Genomic DNA, 17,351 nt, shown 5'->3' on the forward strand with positions numbered 1-17,351 from the left:
GGCACGCGACCCGTGGGCCCCGTACGGCCGTTGGGCGGCACGTGATCCGCGGGCGGAGTGCGGTCACCGGACGGCACGGGATCCGCCGGTACCGTGCGGCCGTTGGGCGGCAGGCGATCCCCGGGCGGAGTGCGGTCACCGGACGGCATGCGATCCGTGGGCACCGTACAGCCGTTCGGCGGCAGGCGATCCCCGGGCGCGGTGCGGTCGCCGGACGGCACGCGATCCGCGGACGGAATGCCGTCGCCGGACGGCGCGGACGCGCCGTCTACCCGACCGCGGCCCGGTCGGATCTGTCCGTCCCGCCCGGCGATGTCGTCGTTTCCGAAGGATCCAGTCGTTTCGCTGTGATTCGTCATGCGCAGACGATCTCGCGGATCGCGATGTCCCGCTGGAGCCTGTGGATAACTCCGATCAGGGACACGTCACAGGGCCCCAGGCGGACCTGCCTCGACCTCCGACGGGCTCGCGATGTCAGTGGCGTCCTGTTGTATGGACGCATGGAGCACACGAGCAACGCGGATCTGCGGGCGGAGGCCGACACGGTCCTCGCACGTCTCGTCGGGGACGCCACCGGCACGGCCCGGCTGCGCGAGGACCAGTGGCGGGCCATCGAGGCACTGGTCGCCGACAAGCGCAGAGCACTGGTCGTGCAGCGCACGGGCTGGGGCAAGTCCGCGGTGTACTTCGTCGCCACGTCACTGCTGCGTTCGCGGGGCGCGGGCCCCACCGTGATCGTCTCGCCGCTGCTCGCGCTCATGCGCAACCAGGTCGAGTCCGCCGCCCGGGCCGGTATCCACGCACGCACGATCAACTCGTCGAACACCGAGGACTGGAACTCGATCCAGGACGAGATCGCGGCCGGCGCGGTCGACGTCCTGCTGGTCAGCCCCGAGCGGCTCAACAACCCGGACTTCCGCGACCAGGTGCTGCCCAAGCTGGCGGCCGCCACCGGACTGCTCGTCGTCGACGAGGCGCACTGCATCTCCGACTGGGGCCATGACTTCCGTCCGGACTACCGGCGGCTGCGGACCATGCTCACCGATCTTCCGCCGGGTGTGCCCGTCCTGGCGACCACCGCCACCGCGAACGCACGGGTGACGGCCGATGTCGCCGAACAACTGGGGACGGGCGGTACATCGGACGCGCTGGTGCTTCGGGGCCCGCTGAACCGGGAGAGTCTGAGCCTCTCGGTGCTGCGTCTGTCGGACGCCGCGCACCGCATGGCCTGGCTAGCCGACCACCTCGACGAGCTGCCGGGGTCGGGCATCATCTACACGCTCACCGTGGCCGCCGCCGAGGAGGTCACCGCCTTCCTCCGGCAACGGGGCCACACCGTCGCCTCGTACACCGGCAAGACCGAGAACGCCGACCGCCAGCAGGCCGAGGACGACCTGCTGAACAACAAGGTCAAGGCGCTGGTCGCCACCTCCGCCCTCGGGATGGGTTTCGACAAGCCCGATCTCGGCTTCGTCGTGCACCTCGGCTCGCCGTCCTCCCCCATCGCCTACTACCAGCAGGTCGGCCGCGCCGGCCGCGGCGTCGAGCACGCCGAGGTGCTGCTGCTGCCCGGGAAGGAGGACGAGGCGATCTGGGAGTACTTCGCGTCCCTGGCCTTCCCGTCGGAGGACCTGGTACGCCGCACCCTGGACGTCCTAGGGCGCGCTGACGGACCGATGTCCGTGCCCGCGCTGGAGCCGCTGGTGGAACTGCGCCGATCCCGGCTGGAGACCATGCTGAAGGTCCTCGACGTGGACGGGGCGGTCCGGCGGGTCAAGGGCGGCTGGATCGCGACCGGTCAGCCGTGGACGTACGAGGGCGAGCGCTACGAGTGGGTCGCGCGGCAGCGAGCGGCCGAGCAGCAGGCCATGCGGGAGTACGCGTCGACGACGGGCTGCCGTATGGAATTCCTGCAACGCCAGCTGGACGACGAGGCCGCCCATCCCTGCGGCCGCTGTGACAACTGCGCGGGGGCGCGGTTCACCGCGGACACCTCCAGCGCCTCGGTGGACGCCGCGCGCGTCGATCTGGGGCGGGCCGGAGTCGAGGTGGAGCCCCGTCGTATGTGGCCGACAGGTCTTCCCGCGATCGGAGTGAACCTCAAGGGGCGCATTCCGGCCGGGGAGCAGGCCGCGCCCGGGCGGGCGTTGGGGCGGCTGTCCGACATCGGCTGGGGCAACCGGCTCCGGCCGATGTTCGCGCCCCGGGCGGCGGACGGTCGGGTGCCCGACGACGTGGCGCGCGCGGTCGTGGACGTCCTGGCCGACTGGGCCAGGGGCCCCGGCGGTTGGGCGAGTGGCGCTGCGGACGCGCAGCCACGGCCCGTGGGTGTGGTCACCATCGCCTCACACACCCGCCCGCAGCTGATCGGCTCCCTGGGAGCTCATATCGCCGAGGTCGGTCGGCTGCCCCTGCTGGGCTCCCTGGAGTACGCGCACGACGTGTCGCACATCCCCCGGAGCAACAGCGCCCAGCGCCTGAAGACGCTCGACGGAGCCCTGGTCGTACCGCCGGAGCTCAGGGCGGCGCTCGCCGAGGCGCAGGGACCCGTGCTTCTGGTGGACGACTTCACCGAGACCGGTTGGACCCTCGCGGTCGCGGCGCGGATGCTCCGGCAGGCAGGTGCCGCCGGGGTGTTGCCTCTGGTCCTCGCCGTCCAGGGCTGAGGGGGTCGCGGTCGGTTGGAATTCCGTCTCTGAACAGGCAGGCGACGGGCGGGCGTCTGCCGTCCCGGCATCACCCGGAGACCCACTGGGTAGAGATATAAGACACGGATCGCCAGATAAGGGGCGGTGGCCCCAATTGCTCGTTGCCGCATCCCAGTTCGACAGGAAGAATTGAGGTCCGCTCCCCGCACGCTCGGCCGTGATCCGGAAGGGCTTCACTGCGGTGCGCGCTCCCCCTAATCCGACCCCGCCCGCAGTGTGGGCGCGTAGCCGAAGGGAGGATCGTGACCTTCGGATTCCCTCCGTCTCCCACGGCATCGACGTCGACGTCCGCCGACCTGTCCACCGCTTCCGCCACTCGGGTGCTCGAGCCCGCGGAGTGGGCCGCAGCCGGGATCCCCCTGCTGCGCAACCCCCGAGAAGTCGTCAGCGGGCTGCACGCCCGGCACCGTCCCGAGCCGGCGACGGCGATCGTGGCCGTGCTGGATCCCGACGAACGGCTGCGCGCCAGCGCCTCGTTCACCCGCCGCACGGCACCGGCCGACGGCTGGATGTTCCGTAACGCGTTGCTCTCCCAGCTGCGCCGGGTCATCCCGCACGACCTGCGGCGCCGCACCCCGGTGCGTACCGCCGTCCTGCTCTACTGCCGGGAGGGCGACGCGCGCTGGACCGAGGAGGACGGCGCGTGGATGTGGGGGCTGCGCGATGCCTGCACGCTGCACGGGCTGCGTTGTGGGGCGTACATCACGCTGACCCAGGACGGCTGGCAGGTGCTCGGTGAGGGCCGCGGTGGCCGCCGGCCGAGCGCTGATTCGGCGCCCGAGCCCTTCGGCGCCCCCGGGGCACCACCGTCCCTGCCGCACACCGGCGGAGCGGCGTCCGGCGACCTGCGCCGTGTGGCGGCCCGCTGAGGGTCCCTGCGCTGAAGTTGTCCGCGGCGGCGACTCGTCGGCCGTCGCGGCTACCTCCGCGGTGCCCGGACCGCAAAGGGGGCTACGCCGCTCCGCTGAGACGAGGCATCCCGGCTCAACCCGACCATGGACGTCCACGCGCGAGACACCGGGGCCGTGGTGAGCACTCGGCACGGCAGGCAGCCCCCGCAACTGCGCAACACCAGAACACGCACAGACGGAGGCACGCAAAATTGCGCGCCTCCGGTCATCCGCGTAGCGGCCCCCGTGCGGTGACCGTCGAGGCGGCGGGCTTTCAGAGCCCGCCTCGTCCCCCCGGACGCCCCAGGGCCCGGCTCAGACGCCGGCGCCCAGAAGCGAGTTGATCTCCTGCGGGTCACCGCAGACGATCAGCAGGGCACCGGCCCGCTTGAGGGCCAGCGGCAGCGCCTGGGCGGCCACGGCGTCGGAGCCACCGTTGATCGCGACCACGACCACAGGGCGGGAAGCGGCACGGTCCGCGGCGGCGGCATCGGCGTAGAAGACATCGTCGCCCGCGTCGTGTTGAGCCCAGTAGGAGGTCGCTCCGAAGGAGAGCTCGTGCACGGCCCACGGGTGCTGTTCGCCGGTGGTGATCACCAGCACGTCACCCGGGGCTCGGCCCGAGTCCAGGAGCAGATCCACGGCTTCCTCGGCGGCGTCGAGCGCGCCTTCGACGGAGGCCGGGATCAGCTGGATCTGCGGCGAGGCCGGGGCCTGGCCGGAAGCTGCGGGGGCGGGGTCCGAAGGACCGGGCTTGGCCGCCGTCACGTCGCGCGGGGTGCGCTGGGCCGGCGGCGTCGGCCGAAGCGGCCCGGGGCGGCCGGGGCGCGCCGGCGCCACGGGGCGGGGGCCGGGTACGGGGCGGGGGGTCGGCGCGGTGCGGCCGCTGGCCGGAGTGGCGCGGGGACCCTGGGCACTCTCGTGAATCTGAGGCTCCTCGGGGATGAGAGGCATGACTTGATATTTATCAAACGTTGGTGCGGCTCGCGTCGGCGGGTGGCACGTACATGCGAGCAGAACGGTCAGAAATCGAAGCCGAGTTGACCCTCGATTTCCGGAACGCTTCCGTCCGCCCAGCTGCGGGCCTTCTTGAGGTGCCGCCACTGGGGCAGCGCATCAAGATACGCCCACGACAACCGGTGGAAGGGAGTGGGTCCCCATTCCTCCAGTGCGGCCTTGTGCACCGGTGACGGATACCCGGCGTTGTCCGCAAAACCGAAGTGTGCATGGTCGATACCCAGTTCGGCCATCATTTTGTCGCGCTGAACCTTGGCGATCACCGAGGCCGCGGCGACGGCCACACAGGACCGGTCGCCCTTGATCACCGTTCGGACCCTCCACGGAGTACCGAGGTAGTCGTGTTTGCCGTCGAGGATGACCGCGTCGGGGAGGACCGGCAGGGCGTCCAGCGCGCGTACCGCGGCGAGCCGCAGGGCTGCTGTCATCCCCAGGTCGTCGATCTCCTCGGGAGAGGCGTGCCCCAGGGCGTAGGAGGTCACCCATTTCTGGAGTTCCGCGGCGAGCACGGTCCGCCGTTTGACGGTGATCAGCTTGGAGTCGGTGAGACCCTCGGGGGGCCGGCGAAGACCGGTGACCGCCGCGCAGACGGTGACGGGTCCGGCCCAGGCGCCCCGCCCCACCTCGTCGACACCGGCAATGATCTTCGCTCCGGTCGTGGCGCGAAGGGAGCGCTCGACGGTGTGAGTAGGTGGTTCGTACGGCATGGCGTGCTTAGCCTACGACGCCCGGAACCCGCCGCGACACCCCGGTTTCCCCTGGCGGACGTGATCCGTGTCGAAGACCCCTGTCAGTCACCGACCGGCCGAAGCAGCGGCATCATCAGCTGATCGATCAGCCCCTCGAGATCCTGATCGTTCCATTCGCTGGCGCACATCTTGGACCTGTACATCATCATCGCCGGAATGGCGTCGTAGACGTAGCCGTTGGCCGCGTCGCTCCGCACCTCGCCGCGCTCTATTCCGCGGGTGATGACCTCACGGAGCATCCTGATCGTGGGCTCCACGACTCCTTCGAAGATCACGCCGTGGAAGCGCTCGGCCTGCGTGGGATCACATTCGTGAATGACCGCTCGCAGGGCGTGACCGGGGCGCGAGAACATTGCGTCCCGCGCCTGACGGCACAGGGCCAGCAGATCCTCCCGGACCGTTCCGAGATCGGGCGCCCCTTCCAGGTGGGGCAGGCCCGCCTGGAGTGCGTCGGCGACGAGGTCCTCCTTGGAGGGCCAGCGGCGGTACACGGCAGCTTTCCCGGTCTGGGCGCCGGCCGCGACGCCTTCCATCGTGAGGCCGTTCCAGCCGACCGTGCTGAGCTGATCCAGGGCGGCGTCGAGGATCGCGCGTTCGAGCACCGCGCCGCGCCGACGGAGCGAGGCCGACCGAGCGGGGGCGGCCGTCCAGCGCGAGGTAACCATCGAGTCTTCTCCAGCGAGCAGAAGCGGGGATCCCGGCGGCGGGCCGGGACAACGGGGACGCGTCGTCCGACGACGACGGGGGACACGACACACCGAGGCGACCCCAGTGAACGCTTGCGTTCACTACGGGAGGCTCACTACCGTGGACGTGACAGTGAACGCAAGCGTTCACTAACGCACTTGTGGGGGACCCATAGTGACGACCTCTCAGTTGACCCAGAAGCAGAAACCAGGTGCGGCACGCCGGGAGGGGCATCCCGGCGTCGCGCTCACCGTCATCGCGGCCTGCCAACTCATGGTGGTCCTCGATGCGACGATTGTGAACATCGCACTCCCGCACATTCAAGCCGCGCTCAGTTTCAGCACCACCGATCTCACCTGGGTGGTCAGCGCCTACACGCTCACCTTCGGCGGCCTGCTGCTCCTGGGCGCCCGCGCCGGTGACATCCTGGGCCGCCGCCGGGTGTTCATGACCGGCATCCTGCTCTTCACCTTCGCCTCGCTCCTCGGCGGGATCGCCCAGGAGCCGTGGCAGTTGCTGGCGGCGCGCGCCCTGCAGGGTGTGGGCGGAGCGATCGCCTCGCCCACCGCGCTGGCGCTGATCACCACCACTTTTCCCGAGGGCCCCGAACGCAACCGCGCGTTCGGCGTCTTCGCCGCGGTGTCCGCGGGCGGCGGCGCCATCGGACTGCTCGCCGGCGGCATGCTGACCGAATGGCTCGACTGGCGCTGGGTGCTCTTCGTCAACGTGCCCATCGGTGTGCTGATCGCCGTGCTGACCCCGCTGTACATCAACGAGTCCGAACGGCACCCCGGCCGGTTCGACATCGCGGGCGCGCTCACCTCGACCGCGGGCATGGCCTCGCTGGTCTACGGCTTCATCCGGGCCGCCGAGGAAGGCTGGCGTGACGGCCTGGCGCTGGGCTCCTTCGGGGCCGCGGTCGTGCTGCTGCTCGCCTTCGTGTTCATCGAGATGCGGGCCAAGGAGCCGATCACCCCGCTCAAGATGTTCGCCGACCGCAACCGCTCCGGCACATACGTGATCATGCTGAGTCTGGCCGCCGCGATGTTCGGCATGTTCTTCTACATCGTGCTGTTCGTGCAGAACGTGCTGGGCTACAGCCCGATCAAGGCGGGTCTGGCCTTCCTGCCCGTCACGGTCGCGATCGCGGTCGGCGCGGGGCTGTCGCAGCGGTTCCTGCCGGTGCTGGGGCCCAAGCCCTTCATGGTCACGGGCTCCACCCTCGTGGTGCTGGGCCTCGCCTGGCAGAGCCTGATCACCCCGGACAGCTCCTACGCGGGCGGGGTGCTCGGTCCGATGCTGGTGTTCGGCTTCGGCATGGGGCTGAACTTCGTCACGGTAACCGTGACCGCGGTCTCCGGGGTCGCCCAGCACGAGGCGGGCGCCGCGTCGGGCCTGCTCAACGCCACTCAGCAGGTCGGCGGTTCGCTCGGCCTGTCCATCCTGACGACCGTCTTCGGCACGGCCAGCTCGGACGAGGCGAAGAAGCAGATGCCGGACTTCCTGGCCAACAGCACGCCGGAACAGAAGGCGGAGCTCGCGCAGACCCATCAGCTGCCGGCGCCCTGGGGGCACGAGGTGCTCGCCGAGGGCATCGCCACCGCCTTCATCCCGGCTGCCGTGATGGCCGTACTCGCCCTGCTCACCGCCGTGTTGGTGATCCGCGTCCGCAAGAGCGACCTGGAAGCGCTCGCCGGGACCGCCGGACCGATGGCCGGCTGACAGGGACGCGCACCGGCCCGGTCCCGGCAGCACCCCGACGGGCGTTACGGGGGTACGCCCAGCGCTGCCGGGCCGGGCCGGGCGCAGCGGGGCTCCCGCAGCGGCGGCGAGGGTCGGCACGCGCCCACTCCGGGGCGCCGCCCAAGCCGCCGCACAGCACAGGGCCACGAGTACAGGCACGAGCCAGGGGAAAGCCGGCAGCAGCCCCACAACAAGGAACGCGGACGGCACGCGCAAGACCTCCATCACCGCCCACCCCCTTTGCTGTCGCCGTCACCACCGCACCCATCTTGTGCAGCGGTCACCACGACAACGCCTCGGGGTCACGGAGAGTTCCCGGCGTGCACGGAGAGTTTCCGAGCTGTCGACGGAAGCTCGGCCTCCGCTCGTCGCCCAGCAGGTCTAGCCGGCGGTCGGGACCCAGTCCGGCATGGCTTCCGTGCGCTCCACCCATGCGGCGGGCGGTGCCCCCGCCTTGCCGGCGGCGAGCACGCCCCCGACGATCGCGCAGGTGGTGTCCACGTCCCCGCCGACCTGAGCCGTCGTCCAGAACGCCTCCTCGTAGTCCCCGAGGCTGCGGGCGGCCGACCAAAGCGCGAAGGGCACGGTGTCGTGAGCCGACGTGCGCCGTCCACAGCCCAGCACAGCCGCGACGGTGGCGGGGTCGCCGTAGTCGAGCATGTCCCGGGCGCGGCGCAGACCGGCCCCCACTGCGCTCTTCGGCACGAGGTCGACCACACCGTCCAGGAGGGCCTCCGGGGTGGGCGGCCCGCTCGGCGCGGCCACCAGTGAGGCGGCCGCGGCCACGGCCATGGCGCCGACGACGGCCTCGCGGTGCTGGTGCGTGGGATAGGCGGAGATCTCCGCCTGGTGGGTGGCCTGCTCGGGATCGTCCGCGTACCAGGCACCGAGCGGCGCGATGCGCATCGCCGCGCCGTTGCCCCACGAGCCCTGGCCCTGGAAGAGCGCGGCGGACAGCTCGCGCCAGTCGCCGCCCTCACGGACCAGTCGCAGCAGCCGGTTGACGGCCGGGCCGTACCCCCGGTCGAAGTCATGATGCTCGGCGAAGGACAGCGCCAGGGCGTCCTGGTCGATGCGGTGGTGGGCGGCGAGCACGGCCACCACGGAGCAGGCCATCTCCGTGTCGTCCGTCCACTGCCACGGGCCGGCCGGCAGCTCGCGCTGCTTGAGCAGCGGATAGTTCACCGGCACGAAGAACTGTGAGCCCAGCGCGTCTCCCACCGCCAGTCCGCGCAGGCTTGCCAGGGCGCGCTCGAGGCGCCCGTAAGGAGAGGTATCAGCGGTCATCGCCCTGCCACTCTATCCAGTGATCCCGTACGGTTCCGGATCTCGCCAGCGTTCGAATGGCCGGTCGAGCGTGTACTTCCCGTCGTCACCGAGAACGAGCATCCGCATCTCGCCGTTCCCGGGATTGGACAGCGACTCGAAATCCGCGACCGTCCAGTGGAACCAGCGCATGCAGAACAGCCGCATGGCGAGGCCGTGGGTCACCAGGAGGACGTTCGGCGGGTGGTCGGGCGCCTCGAAGCTGCGGAACAGGCTCTCCAGGAATCCGCCGACCCGGTCGTAGACGTCGGCGCCGCTCTCGCCCTGGGCGAAGCGGTAGAAGAAGTGCCCGTAGGCGTCCCGGTAGGCCTTCTGCAGTCGTACGTCGTCGCGGTCCTGCCAGTTTCCCCAGTCCTGCTCGCGCAGCCGGGGCTCCTCGCGTACGCGTATGAGCTCGGGGTCGAGGTGGAAGGCGCGCAGGGTCTCGTGCGTACGGCGATAGGGGGACACATAGACGCTGACACGTTCGCGCCCGAACAGTTCCCGCAGGTCCTTTCCCGTCTCCTCTGCCTGCTGCCAGCCGTGCTCGGTCAGCGCGAGCGCGTGGTCGGGTTCGCGCTCGTACACGGTGTCATCAACGTTGCCGGTTGACTCGCCGTGCCGGACAAGGACGATGCGCCGTGGTCGTGCCATGCCAAAACCCTAGATCGGCCGAGGCCCGGCCGAGCACCTGTACGGGCTCCATACGGCGTAGGTCACACGGTCCACACATCAACGAACACACAGTGCGCGCGGATCACATGTGGGCGGATCACACCGTCCAGGTGGGCTCCAGTTCCACGATGTCCCCGGTCAGAGCCGCTATGTCGGCCTCCGTCTGGGCCCGCAGAGCCAGCCGTTCCACCCGCTCGGTGCGGTACTTTCCGTGCTCGGCGGCCGACCGCCACATCGACATGACCATGAACTCGTTCCCCGGGGCCTCGGCGAACAGACCGCGGATCATGCCGGGCGAGCCGGCCATCGCGGGGTTCCAGACCTTCTCCTGCATCAGGGTGAAGTTCTCGACGCGGTTCTCGTGGACACGGCAGAGGGCGACCCGGATCAGGTCCGCGTCGGTGAAGCGCGGTTCGAACCCGGTCTTCACGTCGAAGCGGTACTCGAACAGCCTGACCTGGGCGTCCTTGTAGGTGCCGGCCTGGGCGGCCGCCAACCGGTCGTGGGAGCGCGCCATGAAGGAGTCGTAGAACGCCCGGCTCTCCCAGAAGGCGAAGACATGGGCCACCGACGGCCGTCCCCGGCTCCAGCCTCCGCCCTGTCCGCGAAAGCCCGGTTCGCCGGGCAGCCCCGCCCACTTCCGCTGCCCCCGCTCGAAACCGCGGCGGTCCACCACGGTGCAGCGAATCCACTTGACCAGCACCGCGCCATCGTAAGGCCAGGGAACGTGGCGAGGGCCGCCCTCGCGTGGACAGCCACCCGGCAGCGGCACGCTCGCGCGTGGCAGGATGGCAACCGGCCTCCGCTGCGCGGAAGTTGAGTCACGGACACAGGGGGAAGGGGAAACTGGTGAACGACCTCATCAAGGGCATCCACAAGGTCGAGGTGGCCCTGAGGTGGGACCCGAGCCCGGCCGGGCAGCCTCCCACCGACCTGGACATAGTGGCGGGCACCTACCTCAAGAGCGCCCCGTACGGCGATCCCGACTACCTCGTGCACTTCGACAGCCGCTCCCCCGACGGCACGATCCACCTCAACCGGGACAGCAAGGACGGCAAGGGCTTCGGCTGGGACGAGGTCATGACGCTGGAGCTCGACCGGCTGGATGCCCGCTACGCGCGCGTGGTGGTCGGTGTCATCGTCCAGCAGCGTCCGGCGGGGCGGACCTTCGTCAGCGTCGCCAACCCGGGCCTGCGTATCCGCGAGGGGTACACCGACCTGGCCCAGGACGACTTCGGCGGCGTCCTGGGAGCGACGGTGGCGACGGTAGCGGAGTTCGTCCGCGACGCGGCGGGCAACTGGGACTTCCAGCCCGGCGTGCGCGGCTTCGAGGACGACCCCGCGGCCTTCGCGCAGACCATGGGCGCGCTCGGCCGCCCCTGATCCTCACCCCGAGTACGGCGCGACGACGGCGAGTGTCCCCGCGAGGGCGTCGAGAACGCTCTCGCGGTGGGTGACCGTGTGGAGTGGTTCGTCGGTGTTGCGAGTGCGCAGACCCCGATCGGTAAGGATGTAGAGCATCCGCAGGGTCCGCATGGTGTTGGAGGCCCAGGGCGGGACCGGCCCCGGCTCGCCCGTCCGGAAGGCCTTCTCGACGGGTCCCAGCCACGCGGTGGACTCCTCCGGATCGAGGTCCGGGTGGCTGAGGATCTTCGCGAGCGCGTAGGCGAGGCGGTCGTCCTCCTGGGCGTCGAAGAGGTGCTCTGTCGGCGCCAGCAGCCGGTCGACCGCGAGGTTCGCCAGGCGCACGGGGTCCTGGGCGGGTTGCCGGGCCAGTGCGGCCAGCAGATCGGCGCCGTGCGCGACCGCGTGCAGCCAGCCCAGGTCGACGTCGTATCCGCGCAGGTCCCGCTCGGCCGGGTACCACTGCGCGAAGGGCCGCCACCACTCCTCACGCCAGCCGCCGGCCTCGGTGATCCGTGCCAGCACCAGCGGGGCGAACGCGCGCGCCTGTACGGCCGTATGCGCGAAGTACGCGACCACACGGTCGCCCAACTCCCGCCGCTCGGCCTGTTCCAGTACGGGTATCCAGCGCGCTGCGGTGAAGTACGCCCCGTCGTCCCGGACGCGCGGATCCGGCGAGCACAGGTCACCGACGAGCGCGTCCAGTGCGGCAGCGCGGTCCGCGCCGCCGAGCGCGCGGACGTCACCGTCGTATCGATGTGAGGCAGGCATGCGCGGAGCCTACGGCGGGGTCGGCGCGCGCGGGTGCGGACACCGAGAACCGGTGAGCCCAGGCGGATCGGGCTAGCACCGAAGGCGCCGGTCGGCTCAGGAGGGCGGCGGCCTACGCACGAATGGACTTGGCCAGACTCACGCACGCACGCGCGTGTGCTCGTACGAAAAACAACGGCCACACGCGCGTGGGCACATGGAAGGCGCACACGCGTGTGGCCGAGCGCCGGCCCCGTACGGCGAAGAGGGGCGCCGGCACGGAAGCCGGCGCCCCTCTCACTCAGAGCTCAGCGGTTCAGCTGCAGCCGCTGGTCGAGCCGCAGCCCTCGCAGATGTAGCAGGAGCCGGCCCGCTGCATCTTGGTGCCGCAGGAGAAGCACAGCGGGGCGTCGGCCTGGATGCCCAGCTGCATCTCCACCAGCTCGGCGCTGGTGTGGGCCTGCTTCGGGGCGGGCTTGGCCGCCTCGACCTCGGCCTTGGGGGTGGCGACGGCCTTGAGCTCCTGGGCGCGCGGTGCCGACTGGGCGAGGCCCTCGACGTCGACGTCCTCGTCGTCCAGCGGCTCGTAGGAGCCCGTCTCGAGGTGACGCTGACGCTCCTCGGCGGAGTGGATGCCAAGGGCGGAGCGGGTCTCGAAGGGCAGGAAGTCGAGCGCCAGGCGGCGGAAGATGTAGTCGACGATCGACTGGGCCATCCGCACATCCGGGTCGTCCGTCATGCCGGCCGGCTCGAAGCGCATGTTGGTGAACTTCGAGACGTACGTCTCCAGCGGAACACCGTACTGGAGGCCGACGGAGACCGCGATGGAGAAGGCGTCCATCATGCCCGCGAGGGTCGAGCCCTGCTTGGACATCTTCAGGAAGACCTCGCCGAGACCGTCGTCCGGGTAGGAGTTGGCGGTCATGTAGCCCTCGGCGCCACCGACGGTGAAGGACGTGGTGATGCCGGGACGTCCCTTCGGGAGGCGCTTGCGGACCGGGCGGTACTCGACGACCTTCTCGACCTTGGTCGGCTCGACCGCCTTCTCCTCGACCTTCTCCTTCTCCTTGGTCTTCGCGGAGAGCGGCTGGCCGACCTTGCAGTTGTCGCGGTAGATGGCGAGGGCCTTGATGCCCATCTTCCAGGCCTCGAAGTAGACCTCTTCGACGTCCTCGACGGTCGCCGACTCCGGCAGGTTGACCGTCTTGGAGAGCGCACCGGAGATCCACGGCTGGATCGCAGCCATCATGCGGACGTGGCCCATCGCGGAGATGGAGCGATCGCCCATGGCGCAGTCGAACACCTCGTAGTGCTCCGGCTTGAGGCCGGGGGCGTCGATCACATTGCCGTTCTCGGCGATGTGGGCGACGATCGCCTCGATCTGCTCCTCCTGGTAGCCCAGGCGGCGCAGGGCCTGCGGGACGGTGCCGTTGACGATCTGCATCGAGCCGCCGCCGACCAGCTTCTTGAACTTGACCAGGGCGAGGTCGGGCTCGAGGCCGGTGGTGTCGCAGGACATCGCCAGACCGATGGTGCCGGTCGGGGCGATGACGGAGGCCTGCGAGTTACGGAAACCGTTCTTCTCGCCGAGGCGCAGCACGTCGTTCCAGGCCTCCGTGGCGGCGGCCCAGATCGGGGTGTCCAGGTCGTCCATGCGGACGGCCTTGTCGTTGGCGTCGGCGTGCTGCTTCATGACGCGCTTGTGGGCGTCGGCGTTGCGGGCGTAGCCGTCGTACGGGCCGACGACCGAGGCGAGCTCGGCGGATCGGCGGTAGGCCGTGCCGGTCATCAGGGAGGTGACGGCACCGGCGAGGGCGCGGCCGCCGTTGGAGTCGTAGGCGTGACCCGTCGCCATCAGCAGGGCGCCGAGGTTGGCGTAGCCGATGCCGAGCTGGCGGAACGCGCGCGTGTTCTCGCCGATCTTCTGGGTCGGGAAGTCCGCGAAGCAGATGGAGATGTCCATCGCGGTGATGACGAGCTCGACGACCTTGGCGAAGCGCTCGGCGTCGAAGGACTGGTTGCCCTTGCCGTCGTCCTTCAGGAACTTCATCAGGTTCAGCGAGGCGAGGTTGCAGGACGTGTTGTCCAGGTGCATGTACTCGCTGCAGGGGTTCGAGCCGTTGATACGGCCGGACTCCGGGCAGGTGTGCCAGTGGTTGATCGTGTCGTCGTACTGGATGCCCGGGTCGGCGCAGGCCCAGGCGGCCTCGGCCATCTTGCGGAAGAGGGACTTGGCGTCGACCTCTTCGATGACCTCGCCGGTCATACGGGCGCGCAGACCGAACTTGCCGCCCTCCTCGACCGCCTTCATGAACTCGTCGTTCACGCGGACCGAGTTGTTGGCGTTCTGGTACTGGACGGACGTGATGTCGTCGCCGCCCAGGTCCATGTCGAAGCCCGCGTCGCGCAGGGCGCGGATCTTCTCCTCTTCCTTGACCTTGGTCTCGATGAAGTCCTCGATGTCGGGGTGGTCGACGTCGAGGATGACCATCTTGGCCGCGCGGCGGGTGGCGCCACCGGACTTGATCGTTCCTGCGGAGGCGTCGGCACCACGCATGAAGGAGACGGGGCCGGAGGCGTTGCCGCCGGAGGACAGCAGCTCCTTGGAGGAGCGGATCCGGGAGAGGTTCAGGCCGGCGCCGGAGCCGCCCTTGAAGATCATGCCCTCTTCCTTGTACCAGTCGAGGATCGACTCCATGGAGTCGTCGACGGACAGGATGAAGCAGGCGGAGACCTGCTGGGGCTGGGGCGTGCCGACGTTGAACCAGACGGGGCTGTTGAAGCTGAAGATCTGGTGCAGGAGGGCGTAAGCCAGCTCGTGCTCGAAGATCTCGGCGTCGGCGGGCGAGGAGAAGTAGTTGTAGTCCTCGCCGGCCTTCCGGTAGGTCTTCACGATGCGGTCGATCAGCTGCTTGAGGCCGGTCTCGCGCTGCGGGGTGCCGACGGCACCACGGAAGTACTTGCTGGTGACGATGTTGACCGCGTTCACCGACCAGAAGTCGGGGAACTCGACGCCACGCTGCTCGAAATTGACCGAGCCGTCGCGCCAGTTGGTCATGACGACGTCACGGCGCTCCCACTGGACCTCGTCGTACGGGTGCACGCCGGGGGTGGTGTGGATGCGCTCGATGCGCAGTCCCTTGGTGGCCTTGGCGCCCTTTGCTCGGGAACCTCGTGCCGGACCGCTCGCCGTCTCTGTCATGCCGCCTCCCTGGTACGGGCGTAAACGCCCTGAAGTGCCCCGAATGTTCCCGTGGCACGGTGTTCTGTCTGGTGTTGCGGGCACCCGCGTGCCGCCCGCAACAGGTCTTCATCTGGCCGCCGTGGCCCGGCCGGTCCGGACTGCCGCGTCCGGATCCGGCCCGCCCGTCAGTCGGCGGCACCCGCGGGCTCGGGGACCTGCACGGTCTCCCCGCTCCCGCGTTCGTCTTCCTGGCTCCCCGCGCCGGCGCTCTCGCGGTCCTCTTCGTCCGCGACGGGGCAGGTCGTCTGCCGCAGCTCCGCAATGGCCGCCTCGAAGTCGTCGAGCGAGTCGAACGCCCGGTAGACCGAGGCGAACCGCAGATAGGCGACGAGGTCGAGCTCCTGTAGCGGACCGAGTATGGCCAGCCCCACGTCATGGGTGGTCAGCTCGGCGCTTCCGGTGGCCCGCACCGCCTCCTCGACCCGCTGGCCGAGCTGGGCGAGCGCATCCTCCGTGACAGGTCGCCCCTGGCACGCCTTGCGCACGCCGTTGATGACCTTCGTACGACTGAAGGGCTCGGTGACTCCGGACCGCTTCACCACCATGAGCGAGCACGTCTCCACGGTCGTGAAACGACGGGAGCAGTCAGGGCACTGGCGGCGCCTGCGGATCGACGTGCCGTCGTCGGTCGTACGGCTGTCGACGACCCGGCTGTCGGGGTGCCTGCAGAAGGGGCAGTGCATGAACTCCCAACCCTCCTCACAGCAGACTCAATAGCCTCAGGAGCCTCTTGGGCCCCTCGAAGCAGCCACAAGCATAGGCGATGCCGGAGGGCCTGAAGACCCGGGGGAACACAACTTGTGGGCTGCTGCTGCAATCCAACCACTAGATGTGGGGATTGGCGCATACATGCACGCGAGGCCGCGTGTCGCAGCCTCCCACAGCACACGGACGCCCGCGCCACACCCGGTGACCCCGCGCCCGACGGCCCGCACGGCACGCCCGGGACACCCGGAATGGCGCCCTCGCACCCAGGAAGGCGGCCGGCAGGGATAGCGTGGGCGCCGCAGGGAGGAGATGTAAGACTCCCGCACAGGGCGAGGGCCGGTGCCCGATCACCGGAGCGACGGATGGCAGACTGGGGCAACACCCGCGCGGCGGACCCAGCGGTGAAGAGTACAGCAATGCACCCTTTTGCCCGCTAGACGGCACGTCAGCCATACACCCGGACACATGATCACGTCAGGCGAAACGCGTTTTTTCACTCGAACGTGTGTTTGGCGCAACCTTTCGAAAGCAACTACCGTTGTCCGGGCAGGGAGACAATCGAGAGGGGCCGACGTGACCACCACCACAGACAGCGCCACCATCACCGCCCAGGACCGCTCCCAGGGCCGACTCGAGCCGGTGCATGCGATGAACGAATCCGTGAATCCCGAGGGGCACAAGCGCTCCTTGCCGGGGCGACCTCCAGGAATCAGGGCGGACAGCTCCGGTCTGACCGACCGGCAGCGCCGGGTGATCGAGGTCATCAGGGACTCGGTGCAGCGCCGCGGCTACCCGCCGTCGATGCGCGAGATCGGCCAGGCGGTCGGCCTGTCCAGCACGTCCTCGGTCGCACACCAGCTGATGGCTCTGGAGCGCAAGGGCTTCCTGCGCCGCGACCCGCACCGCCCGCGCGCGTACGAGGTGCGCGGCTCGGACCAGGCCGCCACCGTGCAGCCCACGGACACCGCGGGCAAGCCCGCCGCGTCGTACGTGCCGCTGGTCGGCCGGATCGCCGCCGGTGGGCCGATCCTCGCCGAGGAGTCGGTGGAGGACGTCTTCCCGCTGCCGCGGCAGCTCGTCGGTGACGGCGAGCTGTTCGTCCTGAAGGTCGTCGGCGACTCCATGATCGAGGCCGCGATCTGCGACGGCGACTGGGTCACGGTCCGCCGCCAGCCCGTCGCCGAGAACGGCGACATCGTCGCCGCCATGCTCGACGGCGAGGCCACCGTCAAGCGCTTCAAGCGCGAGGACGGCCATGTCTGGCTCCTCCCGCACAACTCGGCCTACGAGCCCATCCCCGGCGACGACGCAACCATCCTCGGCAAGGTCGTGGCCGTCCTCCGCCGCGTCTGACCCTCCCACCGGCGGGACCGCCGACCACCCGCCTCCCTGACCGGGCCCCGGAACCCCTGCGCCGGTTCCGGGGCCCTGTGCTGTCCGGGCCCTGTCCAGGCCCGACGACCGGCGCATT

At 69.9% G+C, this 17,351-nt stretch carries 14 protein-coding genes; 5 read left to right on the plus strand and 9 right to left on the minus strand.

Annotated elements, in window-relative coordinates:
- Positions 1-500 precede the first annotated feature (500 nt).
- Complete coding sequence (locus ACIQ6Y_RS06070; RefSeq protein ID WP_404033502.1) at positions 501-2,666, plus strand: RecQ family ATP-dependent DNA helicase; 2,166 nt, start codon at positions 501-503, stop codon at positions 2,664-2,666.
- Positions 2,667-2,950: 284 nt separating this feature from the next.
- Positions 2,951-3,577: a hypothetical protein gene (locus ACIQ6Y_RS06075; protein WP_404033504.1), complete on the plus strand. Its 627-nt coding sequence runs from the start codon at positions 2,951-2,953 to the stop codon at positions 3,575-3,577.
- 336 nt (positions 3,578-3,913) lie between these two features.
- On the opposite strand, the gene ACIQ6Y_RS06080 is transcribed toward ACIQ6Y_RS06075, so the two are convergent.
- The 3 genes from ACIQ6Y_RS06080 to ACIQ6Y_RS06090 form a co-directional block, all read right to left on the minus strand.
- On the minus strand, positions 3,914-4,552 hold the full coding sequence (locus ACIQ6Y_RS06080; protein WP_404033506.1) for a hypothetical protein: 639 nt from the start codon (positions 4,550-4,552) through the stop codon (positions 3,914-3,916).
- A 68-nt stretch (positions 4,553-4,620) separates the two neighbouring features.
- Positions 4,621-5,322 carry a ribonuclease HII gene (locus ACIQ6Y_RS06085; protein WP_404033508.1) on the minus strand — a complete coding sequence of 234 codons (702 nt, stop codon included), beginning with the start codon at positions 5,320-5,322 and terminating at the stop codon, positions 4,621-4,623.
- Positions 5,323-5,405: 83 nt separating this feature from the next.
- Positions 5,406-6,029 carry a TetR/AcrR family transcriptional regulator gene (locus ACIQ6Y_RS06090; RefSeq protein WP_404033510.1) on the minus strand — a complete coding sequence of 208 codons (624 nt, stop codon included), beginning with the start codon at positions 6,027-6,029 and terminating at the stop codon, positions 5,406-5,408.
- Positions 6,030-6,225: 196 nt separating this feature from the next.
- On the opposite strand from ACIQ6Y_RS06090, the gene ACIQ6Y_RS06095 reads away from it, so the two are divergent.
- On the plus strand, positions 6,226-7,773 hold the full coding sequence (locus tag ACIQ6Y_RS06095; RefSeq protein ID WP_404033512.1) for an MFS transporter: 1,548 nt from the start codon (positions 6,226-6,228) through the stop codon (positions 7,771-7,773).
- Positions 7,774-8,175: 402 nt separating this feature from the next.
- On the opposite strand, the gene ACIQ6Y_RS06100 is transcribed toward ACIQ6Y_RS06095, so the two are convergent.
- The 3 genes from ACIQ6Y_RS06100 to ACIQ6Y_RS06110 form a co-directional block, all read right to left on the minus strand.
- Entirely contained in the window at positions 8,176-9,081 is a 906-nt protein-coding gene (locus tag ACIQ6Y_RS06100) for an ADP-ribosylglycohydrolase family protein (protein WP_404033514.1), read from the minus strand.
- A 12-nt stretch (positions 9,082-9,093) separates the two neighbouring features.
- A complete protein-coding gene (locus ACIQ6Y_RS06105; RefSeq protein WP_404033516.1) occupies positions 9,094-9,753 on the minus strand; it encodes a histidine phosphatase family protein in 660 nt (219 codons plus the stop codon).
- Positions 9,754-9,871: 118 nt separating this feature from the next.
- Positions 9,872-10,477, minus strand: coding sequence for a YdbC family protein (locus ACIQ6Y_RS06110; protein WP_404033518.1), 606 nt, complete (start codon positions 10,475-10,477; stop codon positions 9,872-9,874).
- A gap of 146 nt (positions 10,478-10,623) precedes the next feature.
- Between ACIQ6Y_RS06110 and ACIQ6Y_RS06115 the strand changes: the two genes are divergently transcribed.
- On the plus strand, positions 10,624-11,157 hold the full coding sequence (locus tag ACIQ6Y_RS06115) for a TerD family protein (protein WP_404033520.1): 534 nt from the start codon (positions 10,624-10,626) through the stop codon (positions 11,155-11,157).
- A 3-nt stretch (positions 11,158-11,160) separates the two neighbouring features.
- Here the strand turns inward: ACIQ6Y_RS06115 and ACIQ6Y_RS06120 are convergent, their stop codons facing one another.
- From ACIQ6Y_RS06120 to nrdR, 3 genes are all read right to left on the minus strand, one after another.
- Positions 11,161-11,949, minus strand: a complete 789-nt coding sequence (locus ACIQ6Y_RS06120; RefSeq protein WP_404033521.1) for a DUF2785 domain-containing protein — start codon at positions 11,947-11,949, stop codon at positions 11,161-11,163.
- Between the two features lie 295 nt (positions 11,950-12,244).
- Positions 12,245-15,130 (minus strand): vitamin B12-dependent ribonucleotide reductase, encoded by a 2,886-nt coding sequence (locus ACIQ6Y_RS06125; RefSeq protein ID WP_404033523.1) that lies wholly within the window; start codon positions 15,128-15,130, stop codon positions 12,245-12,247.
- A gap of 167 nt (positions 15,131-15,297) precedes the next feature.
- A complete protein-coding gene (gene nrdR / locus ACIQ6Y_RS06130) occupies positions 15,298-15,855 on the minus strand; it encodes a transcriptional regulator NrdR (protein ID WP_404033525.1) in 558 nt (185 codons plus the stop codon).
- A 598-nt stretch (positions 15,856-16,453) separates the two neighbouring features.
- Between nrdR and lexA the strand changes: the two genes are divergently transcribed.
- Positions 16,454-17,233, plus strand: a complete 780-nt coding sequence (lexA, locus tag ACIQ6Y_RS06135; RefSeq protein ID WP_404033527.1) for a transcriptional repressor LexA — start codon at positions 16,454-16,456, stop codon at positions 17,231-17,233.
- Positions 17,234-17,351: the final 118 nt, after the last annotated feature.

The organism is Streptomyces sp. NPDC096205, from assembly GCF_044763135.1.
Taxonomy (GTDB): Bacteria; Actinomycetota; Actinomycetes; order Streptomycetales; family Streptomycetaceae; genus Streptomyces.

Excerpts from the sequence above, each read along its gene's own strand:
- ACIQ6Y_RS06125 (WP_404033523.1), bottom strand. The coding sequence starts at position 15,130 with ATGACAGAGACGGCGAGCGGTCCGGCACGAGGTTCCCGAGCAAAGGGC.
- ACIQ6Y_RS06090 (WP_404033510.1), bottom strand. The coding sequence starts at position 6,029 with ATGGTTACCTCGCGCTGGACGGCCGCCCCCGCTCGGTCGGCCTCGCTC.
- ACIQ6Y_RS06080 (WP_404033506.1), bottom strand. The coding sequence starts at position 4,552 with ATGCCTCTCATCCCCGAGGAGCCTCAGATTCACGAGAGTGCCCAGGGT.
- ACIQ6Y_RS06120 (WP_404033521.1), bottom strand. The coding sequence starts at position 11,949 with ATGCCTGCCTCACATCGATACGACGGTGACGTCCGCGCGCTCGGCGGC.
- ACIQ6Y_RS06070 (WP_404033502.1), top strand. The coding sequence starts at position 501 with ATGGAGCACACGAGCAACGCGGATCTGCGGGCGGAGGCCGACACGGTC.
- ACIQ6Y_RS06085 (WP_404033508.1), bottom strand. The coding sequence starts at position 5,322 with ATGCCGTACGAACCACCTACTCACACCGTCGAGCGCTCCCTTCGCGCC.
- ACIQ6Y_RS06100 (WP_404033514.1), bottom strand. The coding sequence starts at position 9,081 with ATGACCGCTGATACCTCTCCTTACGGGCGCCTCGAGCGCGCCCTGGCA.
- nrdR (WP_404033525.1), bottom strand. The coding sequence starts at position 15,855 with ATGCACTGCCCCTTCTGCAGGCACCCCGACAGCCGGGTCGTCGACAGC.
- ACIQ6Y_RS06105 (WP_404033516.1), bottom strand. The coding sequence starts at position 9,753 with ATGGCACGACCACGGCGCATCGTCCTTGTCCGGCACGGCGAGTCAACC.